This is a genomic window from Bradyrhizobium cajani (assembly GCF_009759665.1).
GTDB classification, from domain to species: domain Bacteria; phylum Pseudomonadota; class Alphaproteobacteria; order Rhizobiales; family Xanthobacteraceae; genus Bradyrhizobium; species Bradyrhizobium cajani.
Genome location: NZ_WQNE01000016.1, coordinates 40,954 through 57,392, shown reverse-complemented (window position 1 = coordinate 57,392; position 16,439 = coordinate 40,954). Strand labels below are relative to the sequence as shown.

The 16,439-nt window shown below is 65.1% G+C and carries 17 protein-coding genes; 13 read left to right on the top strand and 4 right to left on the bottom strand.

The annotated features are described in order from the left end of the window. The first annotated feature begins 52 nt into the window (after nucleotides 1-52). The 7 genes from GPL20_RS19860 to GPL20_RS19830 all read left to right on the top strand — a co-directional run bounded on the left by GPL20_RS19860 (nucleotide 53) and on the right by GPL20_RS19830 (nucleotide 6,419). Nucleotides 53-1,024: a threonine dehydratase gene (locus GPL20_RS19860; RefSeq protein ID WP_157331192.1), complete on the top strand. Its 972-nt coding sequence runs from the start codon at nucleotides 53-55 to the stop codon at nucleotides 1,022-1,024. A gap of 23 nt (nucleotides 1,025-1,047) precedes the next feature. Next, nucleotides 1,048-1,590, top strand: coding sequence for an acetolactate synthase small subunit (gene ilvN / locus GPL20_RS19855; protein WP_130216172.1), 543 nt, complete (start codon nucleotides 1,048-1,050; stop codon nucleotides 1,588-1,590). A 3-nt stretch (nucleotides 1,591-1,593) separates the two neighbouring features. After that, entirely contained in the window at nucleotides 1,594-2,289 is a 696-nt protein-coding gene (locus GPL20_RS19850; protein WP_157331191.1) for a class I SAM-dependent methyltransferase, read from the top strand. A gap of 48 nt (nucleotides 2,290-2,337) precedes the next feature. Beyond that, nucleotides 2,338-3,222 (top strand): EamA family transporter, encoded by an 885-nt coding sequence (locus GPL20_RS19845; RefSeq protein ID WP_157331190.1) that lies wholly within the window; start codon nucleotides 2,338-2,340, stop codon nucleotides 3,220-3,222. A 7-nt stretch (nucleotides 3,223-3,229) separates the two neighbouring features. Next, entirely contained in the window at nucleotides 3,230-3,832 is a 603-nt protein-coding gene (locus GPL20_RS19840) for a LysE family translocator (RefSeq protein WP_157331189.1), read from the top strand. A 132-nt stretch (nucleotides 3,833-3,964) separates the two neighbouring features. Then, entirely contained in the window at nucleotides 3,965-4,984 is a 1,020-nt protein-coding gene (gene ilvC, locus GPL20_RS19835) for a ketol-acid reductoisomerase (protein ID WP_157331188.1), read from the top strand. Between the two features lie 586 nt (nucleotides 4,985-5,570). After that, a complete protein-coding gene (locus GPL20_RS19830; protein ID WP_157331187.1) occupies nucleotides 5,571-6,419 on the top strand; it encodes an SDR family oxidoreductase in 849 nt (282 codons plus the stop codon). A gap of 10 nt (nucleotides 6,420-6,429) precedes the next feature. Here the strand turns inward: GPL20_RS19830 and GPL20_RS19825 are convergent, their stop codons facing one another. Further along, entirely contained in the window at nucleotides 6,430-7,050 is a 621-nt protein-coding gene (locus GPL20_RS19825; protein WP_167533115.1) for a hypothetical protein, read from the bottom strand. 106 nt (nucleotides 7,051-7,156) lie between these two features. Here GPL20_RS19825 and GPL20_RS19820 point away from each other — a divergent pair, with 106 nt between their 5' ends. Together GPL20_RS19820 and GPL20_RS19815 are read left to right on the top strand one after the other, a co-directional pair. Continuing rightward, entirely contained in the window at nucleotides 7,157-7,807 is a 651-nt protein-coding gene (locus GPL20_RS19820) for a TetR/AcrR family transcriptional regulator (protein WP_246250750.1), read from the top strand. 215 nt (nucleotides 7,808-8,022) lie between these two features. Next, the gene (locus tag GPL20_RS19815; RefSeq protein ID WP_157331184.1) at nucleotides 8,023-9,735 is read left to right on the top strand and encodes a sulfatase-like hydrolase/transferase; all 1,713 of its coding nucleotides are present in this window, start codon (nucleotides 8,023-8,025) and stop codon (nucleotides 9,733-9,735) included. A 170-nt stretch (nucleotides 9,736-9,905) separates the two neighbouring features. Here GPL20_RS19815 and GPL20_RS19810 read toward each other — a convergent pair whose 3' ends face one another. Next, nucleotides 9,906-11,465: a glycine betaine ABC transporter substrate-binding protein gene (locus tag GPL20_RS19810; RefSeq protein ID WP_157331183.1), complete on the bottom strand. Its 1,560-nt coding sequence runs from the start codon at nucleotides 11,463-11,465 to the stop codon at nucleotides 9,906-9,908. After that, nucleotides 11,462-12,244: an ATP-binding cassette domain-containing protein gene (locus GPL20_RS19805; protein ID WP_157331182.1), complete on the bottom strand. Its 783-nt coding sequence runs from the start codon at nucleotides 12,242-12,244 to the stop codon at nucleotides 11,462-11,464. Before GPL20_RS19805 ends, GPL20_RS19810 begins: the two co-directional genes overlap by 4 nt. Before the next feature lie 142 nt (nucleotides 12,245-12,386). Between GPL20_RS19805 and GPL20_RS19800 the strand changes: the two genes are divergently transcribed. Further along, on the top strand, nucleotides 12,387-13,205 hold the full coding sequence (locus GPL20_RS19800) for an ABC transporter ATP-binding protein (RefSeq protein ID WP_157331181.1): 819 nt from the start codon (nucleotides 12,387-12,389) through the stop codon (nucleotides 13,203-13,205). Then, entirely contained in the window at nucleotides 13,205-13,993 is a 789-nt protein-coding gene (locus GPL20_RS19795; RefSeq protein ID WP_128918774.1) for an ABC transporter permease, read from the top strand. Before GPL20_RS19800 ends, GPL20_RS19795 begins: the two co-directional genes overlap by 1 nt. A gap of 47 nt (nucleotides 13,994-14,040) precedes the next feature. Here the strand turns inward: GPL20_RS19795 and GPL20_RS19790 are convergent, their stop codons facing one another. Further along, nucleotides 14,041-14,490: a cupin domain-containing protein gene (locus tag GPL20_RS19790; protein WP_157331180.1), complete on the bottom strand. Its 450-nt coding sequence runs from the start codon at nucleotides 14,488-14,490 to the stop codon at nucleotides 14,041-14,043. Between the two features lie 139 nt (nucleotides 14,491-14,629). Between GPL20_RS19790 and GPL20_RS19785 the strand changes: the two genes are divergently transcribed. Then, nucleotides 14,630-15,655: an ABC transporter substrate-binding protein gene (locus tag GPL20_RS19785; RefSeq protein WP_167533114.1), complete on the top strand. Its 1,026-nt coding sequence runs from the start codon at nucleotides 14,630-14,632 to the stop codon at nucleotides 15,653-15,655. Between the two features lie 29 nt (nucleotides 15,656-15,684). Beyond that, nucleotides 15,685-16,389: an NUDIX hydrolase gene (locus GPL20_RS19780; RefSeq protein ID WP_157331179.1), complete on the top strand. Its 705-nt coding sequence runs from the start codon at nucleotides 15,685-15,687 to the stop codon at nucleotides 16,387-16,389. Nucleotides 16,390-16,439: the final 50 nt, after the last annotated feature.

The window sequence follows — 16,439 nt, the reverse complement described above, 5'->3', positions numbered from 1 at the left end:
CCCGCCTTCGCGGGGATGACAGCTATCAGAGATGGCCGGCGGAAGGACTATCATGTTCGACTTGAAGGAGCTCGAGCGCGCACATGCGATCGTGGGACAGGCGGTGCCGGCAACGCCGGCGCGCGGCTGGCCGCTGCTCGCCGAGCGCCTCGGCACCGAAATCGTGGTCAAGCACGAGAACCACACGCCGATCGGCGCCTTCAAGGTGCGCGGCGGGCTGGTCTATCTCGATCGGCTGAAGCGCGAACGGCCGGACATTCCGGGCATCATCTCGGCGACGCGGGGCAATCACGGCCAGAGCCTGGCGTTCGCGGCGAGCCGCCATGGTGTGCCGGCGGTGATCTACGTGCCGCGCGGCAATTCGGTCGAGAAGAACCGCGCGATGAAGGCCTTTGGCGCCGAGCTCGTCGAGCACGGCGAGGACTTTCAGGCGGCCGCCGAGGAGGCGCAGCGGCGCGCCCAGTTTACCGGCCTGCACATGGTGCCGTCGTTCCATCCGGATCTCGTGCTCGGCGTCGCCACCTATGCGCTCGAACTGTTCCGCTCTGCGCCGGATCTCGATGTCCTCTATGCGCCGATCGGGCAGGGCTCGGGAATTTCCGGCTGCATCATGGCGCGGGACCTGCTCGGCCTGAAGACCGAGATCGTCGGCGTGCAGTCGACGGAAGCACCGTCCTACGCATTGTCGTTCGCCGCAGGCAAAGTCGTGACGACGAAGACCAGCAACACGCTCGCCGACGGCATGGCAACGCGCATTCCGGACCCGGATGCGCTCGCCCTGATCCGCAAGGGCGCCTCGCGCATCGTGCAGGTGACCGACGACGAGGTCGCCGCGGCGATCCGGGCCTACTGGACCGACACCCACAATCTCGCCGAAGGCGCGGGCGCGGCCGCGCTCGCCGCGGCGCTTCAGGAGAAGACCAGGCTGTCAGGCAAGCGCGTCGGTCTCGTGCTGTCCGGCGGCAATATCGATTTCGATCTGTTCCGCCGTTGGGTCGGGACGGGCGCGCCAGCGATGGCGTGACGAAGAGACAAGAGGGGACGACAATGAACCAGCCGGCATCCGCCTACTTCATCGAGGACCGTCACGATCCCAACGAGACGCACACGCTCGCTGTGCTCGTGCAGAACGAGCCCGGCGTGCTCGCGCGCGTGATCGGCCTGTTCTCGGGCCGCGGCTACAACATCGAGAGCCTCACGGTCTCGGAGACCGAGGCCCAGAAGCATCTGTCGCGCATCACCATCGTCACCACGGGAACGCCGATGGTGATCGAGCAGATCAAGCATCAGCTCGACCGCATGATCCCGGTCTACCGCGTCGTCGACATGACCCAGACCAAGCGCTCGATCGAGCGGGAGCTCGCGATGGTGAAGGTGCGCGGGCAGGGCGAGCACCGGGTCGAGGCGCTGCGGCTGGCGGATGCGTTCCGTGCCCGCGTGATCGATGCAACCACCGAGAGCTTTGTGTTCGAGATCACAGGCAATACGGACAAGATCAATCAATATATCGACCTGATGCGCCCGCTCGGCCTCGTCGAGGTGTCGCGCACGGGCGTTGCCGCGATCGGTCGCGGGCCTGAAGGGATGTGAACCATGCTGGCGCGCGACTGGTACTATAACGAGCGGAACCGGATGGGCATCGAGCCCGCGGTGGCGTCGATCTACGACAACCACGAGGATGCCGATCTGCGGGCGCGCGCCGCGCTGAAAATGCTCGGGGTCCAGCGCGGCTGGCGCATCGCCGACATCGGCTGCGGCAACGGCGTGCTGGCCACCGAAGCTGCCCTGATGGGCGCCGAGGTCGACGCCATCGACATCTCGCCGGCGATGCTGGCGCTCGCGGAGATCTACGCGCGCGACCGCAAGGCGCCGGTCCGCACTCAATCGGCCGGCCTGCTGAGCTTTTCCTACCGCCCGGGGTCCTACGATCTGATCGTCAGCGAGTTCACGCTGCATCATTTGCCGGACTTCTGGAAGGCGGTGGCGATGTCGCGGATCTATCGCGCGCTGAAGCCGGGCGCGAGCTTCTACCTGCGCGACATCGTCTACGCTTCGATGCCTGACGCGATCGAGCGCGATGTCGAGCAATGGGCCGAATTCCAGATCAAGAACCACGACTTTTCGCGCGAAGGCGTCGTCACGCACATGCGCGACGAATATTCCACCTTCGGCTGGGTGATGGAGCGGATGCTGACTGACGTCGGCTTCACGCTGGTCTCGGCCGACTACCACGCCCCCATGCACGGCACTTATCTGCTGCGGAAACCGAAAGCCGGCGAGCAAGGCTAGACAGAAAAATAAACAGGGCTGCACGACAGTGCAGAACCGGGAACAACAATGAAGCCGGCCGATATCTTCATCGCCATCCTGGTCGCGATCATCTGGGGGCTCGCCTTCGTGGCAAGCCGGATCGCGCTCGACGAGCTTTCGCCGGAGCTGATGACGGCGATGCGCTTCACCATTGCCGCGGTGCCGTGCCTGTTCATCCGTAAACCTGAGATCACCTGGTCGCTGCTGATTGCGATCAGCTTCACGCTGTTCCTTGGCCAGTTCCTGTCCCAGGCCTATGGCATCGCCCATGGCGTGCCGGTGGGGCTGACCAGCGTGGTCGTGCAGAGCCAGGCGCTGTTCACGATCGGCTTTGCCGCGGCCGCTTTCGGCGAGCGGCCGACGCCGGCGCAGGCGCTCGGCGTCGTCATCGCAGCAGCCGGCCTTTTGATGATCTGCGGTACCGTCGGCTATGACTTCAGCGTCGGCGCCTTCGCGGTGCTGATGATCGCGCCGGTCAGCTTTGCCGTCGGCAATCTGTTACTGCGCGGCGCCCGCGGCGTGCCGATGTTCGATCTGTTCGCCTGGCTTTGCCTCGCCTCAGCCGTGCCGCTGTTCGTGCTGGCGCTGATCGCCAACGGTCCGGCGCCGACCTGGACATCGCTGCTGCACGTGTCGTTGACCACTGCGCTGTGCGTGCTGATGCTCGGCGCCATCTCCACCAGCATCGCCTACTGGCTGTGGGGACGGCTGCTCCGTGACTATCCGGCTGCGCAGGTCGTGCCGTTCGCGCTGCTGGTGCCGTTCGTCGGCTCGGCCGCCTCCAGCATTGTGTTCGGCGAGCGGTTCGGACCCTTGCGCCTCGCCGGCATGCTCACCGTGATCGGAGGCATCGCGGTGATGGTGCTGGCCAAGCGGCCGTTGCCTAAAGAGCCGCTGCCGAAGACCGCGTGAGGTGAGCATGTCCCAGTCGCTGTTCTATGCCTTCCTGGCCTTCATGGCGGTGATGTATTTCACGCCCGGGCCGAACAACATCATGCTGCTGTCCTCGGGCCTGACCTACGGCTTCCGCCGGACCATCCCGCACATCGCCGGCATCGTCATCGGCTTTGCCTTCATGGTCGCCGCCGTCGGCCTCGGGCTCGGCACCGTGTTCCTGGCCTACCCGATCCTTCAGACCATCCTGAAATATGCCGGTGCGGTCTACCTGATCTATCTTGCCGCCGCGATCGCCATGGCCGGCCCGACCAAGTCGGGCGAGGGGGATGGCCGCGGTCCGATGACCTTCTGGGGCGCGGCCATGTTCCAGTGGATCAACGCCAAGGGCTGGGTGATCGTGATCGGCACCATCACGGCCTATGCGGCGATCGCCCAATTCCCGCTCAATATCGCGATCCAGACCGTGATCAGCCTGATCATCGGCACGGTCTCGACCGTGGTCTGGGCCCTGTTCGGCACCGCGCTGCGCCCGGTTCTGACTTCCGAGGGGCTGGTCCGCGCCTTCAACATCCTGATGGCGGTCCTGTTGCTGGCTTCCCTCTACCCCGTCTTCATGGATGCATGATGCCGCAGATTTCCATGCAGAAACGGGTTTCCCAGGGGCCCTAAAATGCTCTAGACAGCCCCCGAAATCCGTCAATTCGCCTTCGAAAGACTGACCATCGGCCGATTCCGGCCCCCGAACGAGGAAACGACTATGCGTGTTTATTATGATCGCGACGCCGACCTGAACCTGATCAAGGGCAAGAAGGTCGTCATCGTCGGCTATGGCAGCCAGGGCCACGCCCATGCGCTGAACCTGAAGGACTCCGGCGTCAAGGAAGTCGCCATTGCGCTGCGCAAGGGTTCGGCCTCGGCCAAGAAGGCGGAAGCCGCCGGCTTCAAGGTGATGGAAGTCGCCGAAGCCGCCAAATGGGCCGACCTCGTCATGATGCTGACCCCGGACGAGCTCCAGGGCGACATCTACCGCGAGCACCTGCACGACAACATGAAGAAGGGCGCCGCCCTCGTGTTCGCGCACGGCCTCAACGTCCACTTCAACCTGCTCGACCCGCGCGCCGACCTCGACGTGCTGATGATCGCCCCGAAGGGCCCCGGCCACACCGTGCGCTCGGAGTATCAGCGCGGCGGCGGCGTGCCCTGCTTGATCGCGATCGCCAAGGACGTCTCGGGCAACGCCCATGATCTCGGCCTGTCCTACGCCTCTGCAATCGGCGGCGGTCGCGCCGGCATCATCGAGACCACCTTCAAGGAAGAGTGCGAGACCGACCTTTTCGGCGAGCAGGTGGTGCTCTGCGGCGGCCTGGTCGAGCTGATCAAGGGCGGCTACGAGACCCTGGTCGAAGCCGGCTACGCCCCGGAGATGGCCTATTTCGAGTGTCTCCACGAAGTGAAGCTGATCGTCGACCTGATCTATGAAGGCGGCATCGCCAACATGAACTACTCGATCTCCAACACCGCCGAGTACGGCGAGTACGTCACCGGTCCGCGCATCATCACCGATGAGACCAAGAAGGAGATGCGGAAGGTTCTGGCCGACATCCAGGGCGGCAAGTTCGCCCGCGACTGGATGCTCGAGAACAAGGTCAACCAGACCTCGTTCAAGGCGACCCGTGCCAAGCTTGCCGCGCACCCGATCGAGGAAGTCGGCGCGAAGCTGCGCGACATGATGCCCTGGATCAAGAAGGGCGCGCTGGTCGACAAGTCGAAGAACTGACGGCTGTGCCGTCATTCCGGGGGCGCGAAGCGCAATCCGGATTCTCGATCAACGACTTCTGGATTCCCCGATGCGCAATTGCGCATCTGAGGCTCGCGACTTTGTCGCGCCCCGGAATGACGAGTGAAACACAAGCTTCGCTCGCCAAACCAAATCTTAAACCTTCGCGGCTAGATTCGAGCGAGATCGCAACCAGCGGTCTCGCTCTCTTCATCTCGCGCCAAGCATTGCTGCTTCATTCAAATTCTTCGCGAGTTGAAGTGCTCACCGAGCACCAAGAACTGACGTTTAAACCACATTCTTGATCTCGCCTCGTTTCTGGCAATTTCGTGCAATCTCCCGAACGCCGAAACTTCAGCAACCTCAGAGTCTAGGAATCTACTCTTCATTCGTATTCTCATCGTGCGATCCATCCTGCTGCGCGACGTTTACTTTCCCTCGATTCCAAGAACCGACATCTGCTGTGCCTTCTTGCCGCGCGTTGCTCGCGCGAAATTGCTGTCGTTGCGCGGCTTGAGAACCGCGATCCGTTGCGCTGGCGCGGCCTCCTCCTGCATGATCGCGGGAACTCGAAGGGGAGGGGATCATGCGATCTGTCGTCGTTACGGGTGCGTCCACCGGCATCGGCTGGGCCATTGCGAAATTCCTGATCGGGCGCGGCTATCGCGTCTTCGGCAGCGTCCGCAAGCAGGTCGATGCCGGCCGGCTCAAGGATGAGTTCGGTGCGAACTTCACGCCGCTGCTGTTCGACGTCACCGACGAGGCCGCCGTGCTGGCCGCCGCACGCCAGGTGCGCGAGGCGCTCGGTGGCGACACGCTGGCCGGTCTCGTCAACAATGCCGGCATCGCAGTCGCCGGTCCTGTCCTCGAATTGTCGGCCGACGACTTCCGCCGCCAGATGGACGTCAACGTCATCGGCCCTGTCATCGCGACGCAGGCGTTCGGTCCGCTGCTCGGCGCAGACCGATCGCTGAAGGGGCCGCGGGGGCGGATCGTGATGATCAGCTCGGTGGCGGGCAAGAACGGCAATCCGCTGTCGGCGCCTTACAGCACCTCAAAGCATGCGATCGAGGGCCTGTCGGAGAGCCTGCGCCGCGAATTGATGCTGTTCGGCATCGACGTCATCATCATTGCGCCCGGCGCGGTCAAGACGCCGATCTGGAGCAAGGCCGAAGAGATCGATCTCTCCGTCTACCAGAACTCGCCCTATCTGCCGGCGCTGAACAAGGTGATGGCGTTCATGATGGAGCTCGGCGCGAAGGGCCTGCCCGCCGAGCGCATCGCCGAAGTGGCGTTCGAGGCGCTGACCGCCGCAAGCCCCAAGGTGCGCTACCAGATCACACCGGACCCGATGCGGCATCTGATCGGGGCCCTGCTGCCGAAACGGACGCTTGACCGCATCATCGCCAAGCGGCTCGGATTGCTGCCGCAGTGATGCGGGCGTTTCAGCCCGCCGCGACGGTCTGCCCGCGCGGGTGGCGGGCCATCGCGATCATGCGCAGCGTCATCACGATCAGGAGCGGAACGAGGAACGCGGCGTAGAGCGGCATCGCCGGCACGCGCTTGCCGAACGACACCATGAACTGGAACCAGAGATAATAGCCGCCTGCAACATGCAGCGCACGCCAGGTGCGCGGCCCGATCAGCCCGGCGGTGCGGTCGAACGAGGTCGCGCTCATGGCGATGATGAAGCCATAGCCGATGCCGCCGAAGATGAAGGAGGCGGTCGAGGTGGCTTGCGCAAATCCCGCCGGATCCATCCTGGCGAACGCCACGATCGCAACCGCGTGGATGGCGTGGGACGCCGCAAAACTCAGGCCGAGATAGCGGCGGTTGCGGCGCTGCCAACGCGTCCAGGCATTGGGCCAGAGCCGCGCCAGCGCCGCAGCACTGAAGGCGAGGCAGAACAGCAGCAGTGAGCTTCGCGCCGTGAAGCGGATCACCATGCGCACGCCCTCGACCTCGAACAGCCGCATCGAGGCGATCCACAGGCTCAGTGCGATCAGACTGAGCGCAAGGACGGCTAGCAGCCGCCAGCCTTCGAGCCAGCTTTGACGTTGCGTCATGACAATCGCCTCCTGCATGTAATCGCCGATTACATTTTGGATCGAAGCGACCGTCAATGGTGTAATCACTGCTTACATTCACGTTCGGGTGATGCTAGAAGGCGCCATGACACCAAAGACGCCCAAGCCGCGTGCCCGCCGCCAAGCACCCGAGGTCCGGCCGTATCACCACGGCGACCTTCGCCGCGTGCTGATCGACGCTGCGCTGCACCTGGCGGCCGAAGGCGCCGAGGTCTCGGTCCGCGAGGCCGCGCGCCGGGCTGCGGTGTCGCCGGGGGCGCCGTTCCGGCACTTTCCCAATCGCGATGCCTTGATGGTGGCGGTGGCCGAGGAGGCGCAGCGTCGTTTCCGCGCCGAGATCGAGGCGGCGCTGAGCCAGGCGCCGGCCACCGATCCGCTCGGCCGCTTCCGCGCCTTCGGGCTCGCTTACCTGCGCTGGGCCATGCGCAATCCCACCCATTTCGAGATCATCTCCACCGGGCGCTACTTTGCCCATGGCAGTTCGGCCGCGCTGACCCGCGACAATGCCGAGCTGATCGCGCTGTCGGAGCAGATGCTGGCTGAGGCGGCGCAGCAGGGCCTGCTGCTCTCGGCGGACCTCAAGCGCATCCAGATTGCCGGCCGCGCCCTGGTCTACGGATTTGCCCGGATGAATCTCGACGGCCACTTTCCGCGCTGGGGCGTGGCGGAAGGCGAGATCGAGCGGATGGCGGAGGGGGTGATCGACCTGTTCATCGCAGGGATCGCCAAGCCCTGACGCGGCGAGCGGCTGTGCCCGCCCGCCCGCGGCGCTTCGCCTGCCGCTAACATTAAGCGAAGGTCGGATCGGCGGACGCGTTGCCTGACCGTGACTGTTCCATTACATTTTTATGACACGGTGCAGGCTTCCGGCTGCGCCGGGCGCCCTAGCCGTCGTCAAGCCGGCCAGACGGCTTGGCATCACCGCGCCGGACCAGCTGTTGCGTGTTGTCGATGGCGTCCGCGCCCAATCCAGGTCCCTCTGCCACAACCGCCGTGCTGGCGAGCGTCGCCGCGCTCGGCATCTGGCGTCTGCTCGCGGTAGCAGCGCCGCACCTGGCTGCGCTCGCGCTGATGTACGAGACCGAAACCGATTTCGCCTCACGCTTCTCCTTCGCACTGGCCTGGGGCATCCTCAATTTCTTCTGGATCACGCTGCTGCGGCGGCCGGCGCTGTCGGGCGCGCTGTCGTTGACCATGGTCGTCGTGCTGGTGCTGCTGTCGCGGCTCAAGCACGACGTCGTGCAGATGACGGTCAACTTCATCGACCTGATGATGATCGACCGCGACACCGTCGCGTTCCTGTTCACGATCTTCCCGAACCTGCGCTGGTCGGTGATCCTGGCCTGCCTCGTCACGCTGCCGCTGATGTATGCGCTGTGGTGGCTCGATCCGTTCCGCATCCGCCGCCTGCCGGCGCTCGCCTGCAAGCTTGCCTGCCTCGCCGCGCTGGTCGGCTATTCGCTCTACCATCCTGACGAGGCCTGGCGCGGCTATTACGACGACGGCTATCTCTCGAAATTCTTCCGCTCCGGCGTCAGTTCGGTTTCCGACTTCGTGCAATACGGCTTCATGGAATCGGCCGCTTCGACCAACGAGCGGCTCAACATGCCGCTGGTCGATGCCTGCCATCCCGCCGGCCGCCGGCCGAACATCATCATGATCCATGATGAATCGAGCTTCGACATCCGCGCCGCGCAGGGCATCAAGGTGCCGCAAGGCTATGGCAGCCACTTCAAGTCCTGGGACGGCAAGCAGCGCACGTTCCTGGCCGAGAGCAATGGCGGGCCGAGCTGGTTCACCGAATACAACGTGCTCGCCGGGCTCTCCTCGCGCTCGTTCGGCCGCTTCGCCTATTTCGTGACCCGTATCGCCTCGAACCGTGTCGAGCGCGGCCTGCCGCTGGCGCTGCGCCGCTGCGGCTACGACACCCTGTCGCTCTATCCCGCCCATGGCGGCTTCATGGCCGCGCGCAGCTTCCAGATGACGACCGGCATCGAGCGCTTCCTCGATTCGAAGGATCTCGGCGCCAGGGACGTCGAGCCCGATAGCTTCTTCTACGACAAGGCGCTTCAGCTGATGGGTCAGCAGCCGCCCAACAAGCCGCTGTTCACCTTCATCTATCTCGGCGCCAATCATTTCCCCTGGGAAACCCGCTTCCGTCCCGATCTGCTGCCGAACTGGCGCGCGCCGGGCAACATGCCGTCCATCGACGAATATCTGCGCCGGCAGGCGATGAGCGCCGAACAGTACAAGGCTTTCGTCGCGGGCCTGAAGAAGACGTTTCCGGGCGAGCCCTTCCTGATTGTTCGTTATGGCGATCACCAGCCGGAGTTTGCGCCGAAGCTGCTCGAGCCCGGGCTCGACGAGGGCGCTCTCGGCAAGAAGCTCGACGCTTATGACCCGCGTCTCTACGGGACCTACTACGCGATCGACGCCGTCAATTTCGAGCCGGTGAAGAGCGACGCCGTGATGGACACGATCGACGGCCCCTATCTGCCGCTGGTCATCCAGGAAGCCGCCGGCATTCCACTCGATCCATCCTTCGCCGAGCAGAAAGCGATCATGCTCCGCTGCAAGGGCATGTTCTACGGCTGCAAGGACGGCGCGGAGTCGCGGCGGCTGAACCGGCTGCTGATCAACGCGGGGATGATCCGGGGGCTTTAGTTTCCATCACCGTCACCCTGAGGGGCGAGGCCTGCGGCGCAAAAGCGCCGAAGGGCGACGGCCCGGCTGTATCGGGGCCGATCATCCTTCGAGGCTCGCCGCACGGTGCCGCGCACCGCGCGGCTCGCGCCTCAGGATGACGGAGCTTGAGATCCGACTGGGCATGCGAGCTACCGCTTGCCGACCTTCTCCCACAGCCACTTCGCCACCGCATCCGGCGACGAATTCGCGTCATTGCCGCTGGCGCGCAGATTGGCCTCGCGCATCGTGGTGATATCGATCTTGCCGAGCAGCGGCGTCAGCGCCGCCTGCAATCGCTCGTCGCCGGCGCGCTTCGGCGCCAGCAGCAGGATCGCATCATAGGGCGGGATCGCGTGCCTGGGATCATCGAGCGCGACGAGATCGTATTTCGCGATCAGGCCGTCGCTGGTGTAGCCGGCGATCACGTCGACCTCGCCGCTGGCGACCGCCGCATACATGAAGTCCGGCTGCATCTGGCGCTGCGCGCGGAACGAAAGGCCATAGGCCTTTTGCAGCGCGGCCCACTCCGGCCGGGAGAAGAACTCGTAGTCGCCGGCAATCGACATCGTCGATGTGTGCGCGGCCAGATCGGCGATGGTGCGGACACCGAGCGCTTCTGCGCGCTTCCGCGGCATCACCAGCGCATAGGCATTCTCGAAGCCGAGTTCGCCGAGCAGGGTGATATTGTCCTTGGCGAGCGCCGCCTTGAGATCCGCGATCAGTTCCGCGCGTGGCTTGATGTCGGTGCGGTGCAGCTGGTTGGCCCAGAGCGTGCCGGAATAATCGACACAGAGATCGATGTCGCCGGCCTTCAGAGCCTCGAAGATCACGCTCGAGCCGAGGCCCGATCGCGCCGTGGCCGGAAGACCGGCGGCCTGGAGGCGGTCCCTGAGCAGGGCCGATAGCACATATTGCTCGGCAAATGTCTTGGCGCCGACGACGTAACTCTGCGACGAGCGCCCCATGGTCGGCACCAGCGTCGCGGCGACGAGGGCCGCGATTCCGATGCCGCCGAGCGCAGCGCGCGCGCGGCTGCGCTGGCGCAAGCCGCCTTCGATCAGGCCAAGCAACTGATCGACGGCGAGCGCCAGCAGGGCCGAAGCAACGCAGCCGAACAGCACGAACACCCAGTTCTGGGTCTGAAGGCCGGCGAAGATGTAATTGCCGAGGCTGGTCTGCCCGATCGGCGTCGAGAGCGTGGCGGTGCCGATCACCCAGACTGCGGCGGTGCGGATGCCCGCCATCATCACCGGCAGCGCCAGCGGCAGCTCGACCATGACCAGCGACTGCCGCGCGGTCATGCCGACGCCTTTGGCGGCTTCGAGCAACGCCGGGTCGATGCCGTTGAGGCCGGTGATGCCGTTGCGCAGCACCGGCAGCATCGAATAGAGCGCCAGCGCCAGCATCGCCGGCAGGAAGCCGAAGGCGGAGAAGGAGACGCCGAACCAGGCGAGCGTCACCGAGGCGGCCAGCAGCAACAGCGGATAGAACAGTGCGAGCAGCGCCAGTCCCGGGACCGTCTGCACGATGCTGGCAAGCGCGAGCAGGATGCCGCGCGGCGCCGGGCGGTTGCGCGTGAGGATCGCCAGCGGCAGGCTGACGGCAAGGCCAAGCGCGAGCGCGGCAAGGCTCACCCGGACATGATTGCCGAGATAATCGGGCAAATGCGACAGCGCCTCGCCCCAGCGCGGATCGGTGAAGAAGCTCATGCCGCACCGCTCGTTGGCAGCAGCGCGTTCAATCGCTCGACCTGGCGCCGGGGCGTGCGCAACAGCTCCAGCACATAGGCATCGCTGCTTTTCGACAGCTCTGCGGGCGTACCCAGCGCGAGCAGCTTTCCAGCGCGCATCACCGCAATGCGATCGGCCAGCAAAATTGCCTCCGTCATGTCATGCGTGATCATCACGGTGGTCAGGCCGAGCTTGCGGTGCAGGCCGCGAAAATCCTCGCCGAGTGCGTCGCGGGTGAGCGGATCGAGCGCACCGAACGGCTCGTCCATCAGCATGATGCGCGGGCGTGCCGCGAGCGCCCGCGCCACGCCGACGCGCTGGCGCTGGCCGCCAGAGAGCGCTTCCGGCAGCCGGTCGCGATGCGCGGCGCGGTCGAGCTGCACCAGATCGAGCAGCTCATCGACCCGTGAGGCGATATCCGCGGCCGACACGCCCAGCAGATTTGGTGTGATCCCGATGTTGTCGGCAACGCTCAAATGTGGAAACAGCCCGCCGGCCTGGAAGACGTAGCCGATCCGCCGCCGCAGCGCGACCGGATCGACGTCCCGCACGTTCTGGCCCTCGACCGTGATCGTGCCGCTATCCGCCTCGATCAGCCGGTTGGCGAGCCGCAGCAGCGTGGTCTTGCCGGAGCCTGAGCCGCCGACGATGGCCACAAACTCGCCGTCGGCGACGTCGAGCGACACATCGTCGACGGCCCTGAGCGAGCCGAAGCTCTTGGTGACGCGGGCATAGCTGATCGCCAGCTTGGAGGGCATAGATGCGGGCTCACTCTTCCTTACCCTCCCCCTCCAATGGAGGGTAAGGGCGCGGCCAGCCCCATGCGTAGCACGCTTGGCCGGTTGATTGAACTTGGCTGCGCGAGAGGCTAAGGCATCGGGCCAAGTTCGGAGGAGACACATGTCAATGCCCACGGCGGTGGCGCTGGAAGATGCCAAGGTCGCGTTCCGCCTCGGGGACGGGCGGGTCTATACGGCGGTGGAGAAGGCCCATCTCGCGGTTGCGCAGGGCGAGTTCGTTGCCATTGTCGGCCCGACCGGCTGCGGGAAATCGACGCTGCTCAACGTCGCGGCCGGTCTGCTCAAGCCGGCCGCCGGCAACGTGAAGATATTCGACCGGCCCCTTGCGGGCCTCAACCGGGACGCCGGCTACCTGTTCCAGGCCGACGCCCTGTTCCCCTGGAAGACCGCGCTCGACAACGTCGCGATCGGGCTCGAGATCAAGGGTACGCCGCGGGCCGAGGCGCTGCCGCGGGCGCAGAAATGGCTGACCTCCGTGGGCCTCGGCGCCTTCGCTGGCCGCTATCCGCACATGCTGTCCGGCGGCCAGCGCAAGCGCGTGGCGCTGGCGCAGGTGCTGATCCGCGATCCAAAGATCCTGCTGATGGACGAGCCGTTCGGGCCGCTCGATGCGCAGACGCGCCAGGTCATGGGCAACCTGCTGCTTGATCTCTGGAACGCCGACCGCAAGGCCGTGCTGTTCGTGACCCATGACCTCGAAGAGGCGATCGCGCTCGCCGACCGTGTCGTGATCATGTCGGCCGGACCGTCCTCGCGCATCATCGGCGACTGGCGCGTGAGCCTGCCGCGTCCCCGCGACATCTTCGAGGTGCGGCTGGACAAGGAGTTCCATGCGCTCCATCGCGAAATCTGGAGCGTGCTCAAGGACGAGGTGATGAAGGGTTACGCGCAGTCCACCCAAGCAGCGGAGGCGGTCTGATGTCGCGCCCGACGCTGTTTGCGCTGCAGGTCCTGGTCGCGGTCGTTTGCATCGTGCTGTGGCAGGTGCTGTCGACCGTCCCCGTGTTCGGCAAGATCCTGCTGCCGCCGTTCTTCTTCTCCAATCCGTTCGACGTGTTCAGCCAGATCGTGAAGTGGTTCGCTTCGGGCGTGATCTGGAAGCATCTCGGCATCACATTGGCCGAATCGATCCTCGCCTTCGTGATCGGATCGCTCGGGGGCGTCCTGGTCGGCTTCTGGTTCGCGCGCCAGCCGCTGGTCGCGGCCGTGTTCGATCCTTACGTGAAGATGGTCAACGCGCTGCCGCGCGTCGTGCTCGCGCCGATCTTCGCGCTGTGGCTCGGCCTCGGCATCTGGTCCAAGGTCGCGCTCGGCGTGACGCTGGTGTTCTTCATCGTGTTCTTCAACGTCTACCAGGGCGTCAAGGAGGTCAGCCGCACCGTGCTCGACAATGGCCGCATGCTCGGCATGAGCGAGCGGCAGTTGATGCAGCACGTCTATTGGCCGTCGGCGCTCTCGTGGATGTTCTCCTCGCTGCATACCTCGGTCGGCTTCGCCGTGGTCGGCGCGGTCGTCGGCGAATATCTGGGATCGGCGGCGGGCCTCGGCTATCTGATCCAGCAGGCCGAAGGCGTATTCGACGTCGCTGGCGTGTTCGCCGGCATGTTCGTGCTGTCCGCCTTCGTCATCCTGATCGATTTCGGCGTCACGCTGGTTGAGCGGAGACTGTTGGTGTGGCGGCCGACCGCGTCGGACGGGCGCGGCTAGCGCGTGTGATCGGGGCCCGCGCATCGGCGCTCCCCGATCGCGAAGGCTCAATCCAGCAGCTTGGTGTCGTCGGGTGCCTGCGGCGGCGTCTTGATCGCGATCGCCTTGACCTGACCGCTGATCGGCTTGGTGCCGCCATGCGGCGTGCCCTTCGGAATGATGACGAGGTCGCCGGGCTTCACCGTCACCTCCTTGTCGCCGAGCCAGATCGTCCCGGTGCCGTCAAGGATGTACTGGATCTCGTTGGTGTTGGGATGCATGTGCTTGGGCACATTGCCGACCTGGATCGAGATGGTGGCGCCGTCGGCGCTCGCGAACATCTTGGAGCGGTAGCCGACATTGTTGGCGGGCCCGAGCGCATCGCCCTCCATCTCGCCGGTGTGGATGATCTGTGCGGTGATGTTCTCGGCGGCGAGCGCCGGCCGGAGCAGGTGGGTTGCGCCGCTTCCGGCGGCAAAGGCGGCGGCGATCGACAGTCCGGCAGCAAGGCGATTCATGGATGATCCTCCCCTTCGAAAATTGTTGTTGTGTCCCGCATGCTATTGCGCTGGAACGCCGATGGCCAGCCCGCTTAGGCAGTGCTTCTCAAGCCGGTCCCGCTGCTCTATGGTGCCGCCGGCCGAACGGAGGAAACCAATGAAGAACACGATTGCCAGGCTCGCTACCGCGCTGCTCGCGCTGATGCTCACCACCTCGCTTGCCACGGCGCAGAGCAAGGTCACCATCGCGGTCGGCGGCGGCTCTTGCCTGTGCTATCTGCCGACGGTGCTGGCCAAGCAGCTCGGCGAGTACGAGAAGGCCGGCCTCAATGTCGAGCTGGTCGACCTCAAGGGCGGGTCCGACGCGCTGAAAGCCGTGCTCGGTGGCAGCGCCGACGTGGTCTCCGGCTATTTCGACCATTGCGTCAATCTCGCCGCCAAGAAGCAGGAGCTCCAGGCCTTCGTGGTCTATGACCGCTATCCCGGCCTCGTGCTGGTGGTTGCGCCCTCGCGCACCAACGACATCAAGTCGGTCAAGGACCTCGCCGGCAAGAAGGTCGGCGTCAGCGCGCCGGGCTCCTCCACCGACTTCTTCCTCAAATACATGCTCAAGAAGAACGGCCTCGATCCCACCAGCGCCGCCGTGATCGGCGTCGGTCTCGGCGCCACTGCGGTCGCCGCCATGCAGCAGGGCCAGATCGACGCGGCCGTGATGCTCGATCCCTCCGTCACCGTGCTCCAGGGCAGCCACAAGGATCTGCGCATCCTCTCGGACACCCGCACCCAGAAGGACACGCTCGAGACGTTCGGCGGCGAATATCCGGGCGGCGCGCTGTACTCGACGGCGGCCTGGGTCAACGGCCACGAGAAGGAGACGCAGGCGCTCACCAATGCGATCCTCGCCACGCTCGCCTGGATCCATTCGCACACGCCCGAGGAAATCATGGCGAAGATGCCGGAGGAAACCGTGGGCAAGAACAAGGATCTCTATCTCGCCGCGCTGAAGAACACGATTCCGATGTTCTCGGAGACCGGCAAGATGGATCCGAAAGGTGCGGACGCCGTGCTCGCAGTGTTCAGCGTCGGTTCGCCCGAAGTCGCCAACGCCAAGATCGACGTCAGCAAGACCTTCACCAACAAATTCGTCGACCAGGCCAAGAAGACGACGGGGAATGCCAAATAACTGACGCGAAGGCGTTGTAGTCAGGCGTCATGACGTCACCAGACATTCATCGCGTCACGACGCTTGATCTTGCCGTGCGGCCGATCGCGTGGCCGTTCGCCGAGGAGCACCGCGCCGAAATCGCGGCGCATTTCGCCGAGAAGCAGCGCGAGCGGCCAAAAATCTGGAACGGTCGCGTCCTGCTCGGGCGCGACGCCGTGTTCGCGGACGGCCATCTCACCGCGACCTATTTCGAGACCGATTTCGCGAGCTTCCTCGCCTGGCGCGACTGGGGCTTCCCTGATGCGGCCGTGTTCAACGGTTTCGGCATGGGCGCGCTGCGCAGCTCCGACGGTGCCTTCGTGATGGGCGAGATGGCACAGCACACCGTCAATGCGGGCCGCATCTATTTCCCTTCGGGCACGCCAGACCTCGACGATGTCAGGGACGACGCACTCGACATTCCCGGCAGCGTCATCCGCGAGGTCGCGGAAGAGACCGGGCTGACCGTGGCCGACTATGCGGCGGAGGCGGACTGGCACTGCGTCGTCTCCGGCCCTGCGATTGCGATGATTCAGGTCCTCAACCTGGACATGCCGGGCGATGTCGTCCGCGCCCGGATCGAAGCCAATCTCGCGCGCGAGGCCGAGCCCGAATTGTCGGCCATTCATCTCGTGCGCGGGATGAGCGATCTCACGCCGACCATGCCGCGATTTGTCACGGCCTTTATTGCGCAGCAGTTCGCCTCCCGCTGATGCGCGAGACTTGACATCGCTTCGCTCAACCCGTGTGATGGGCGAAAAAG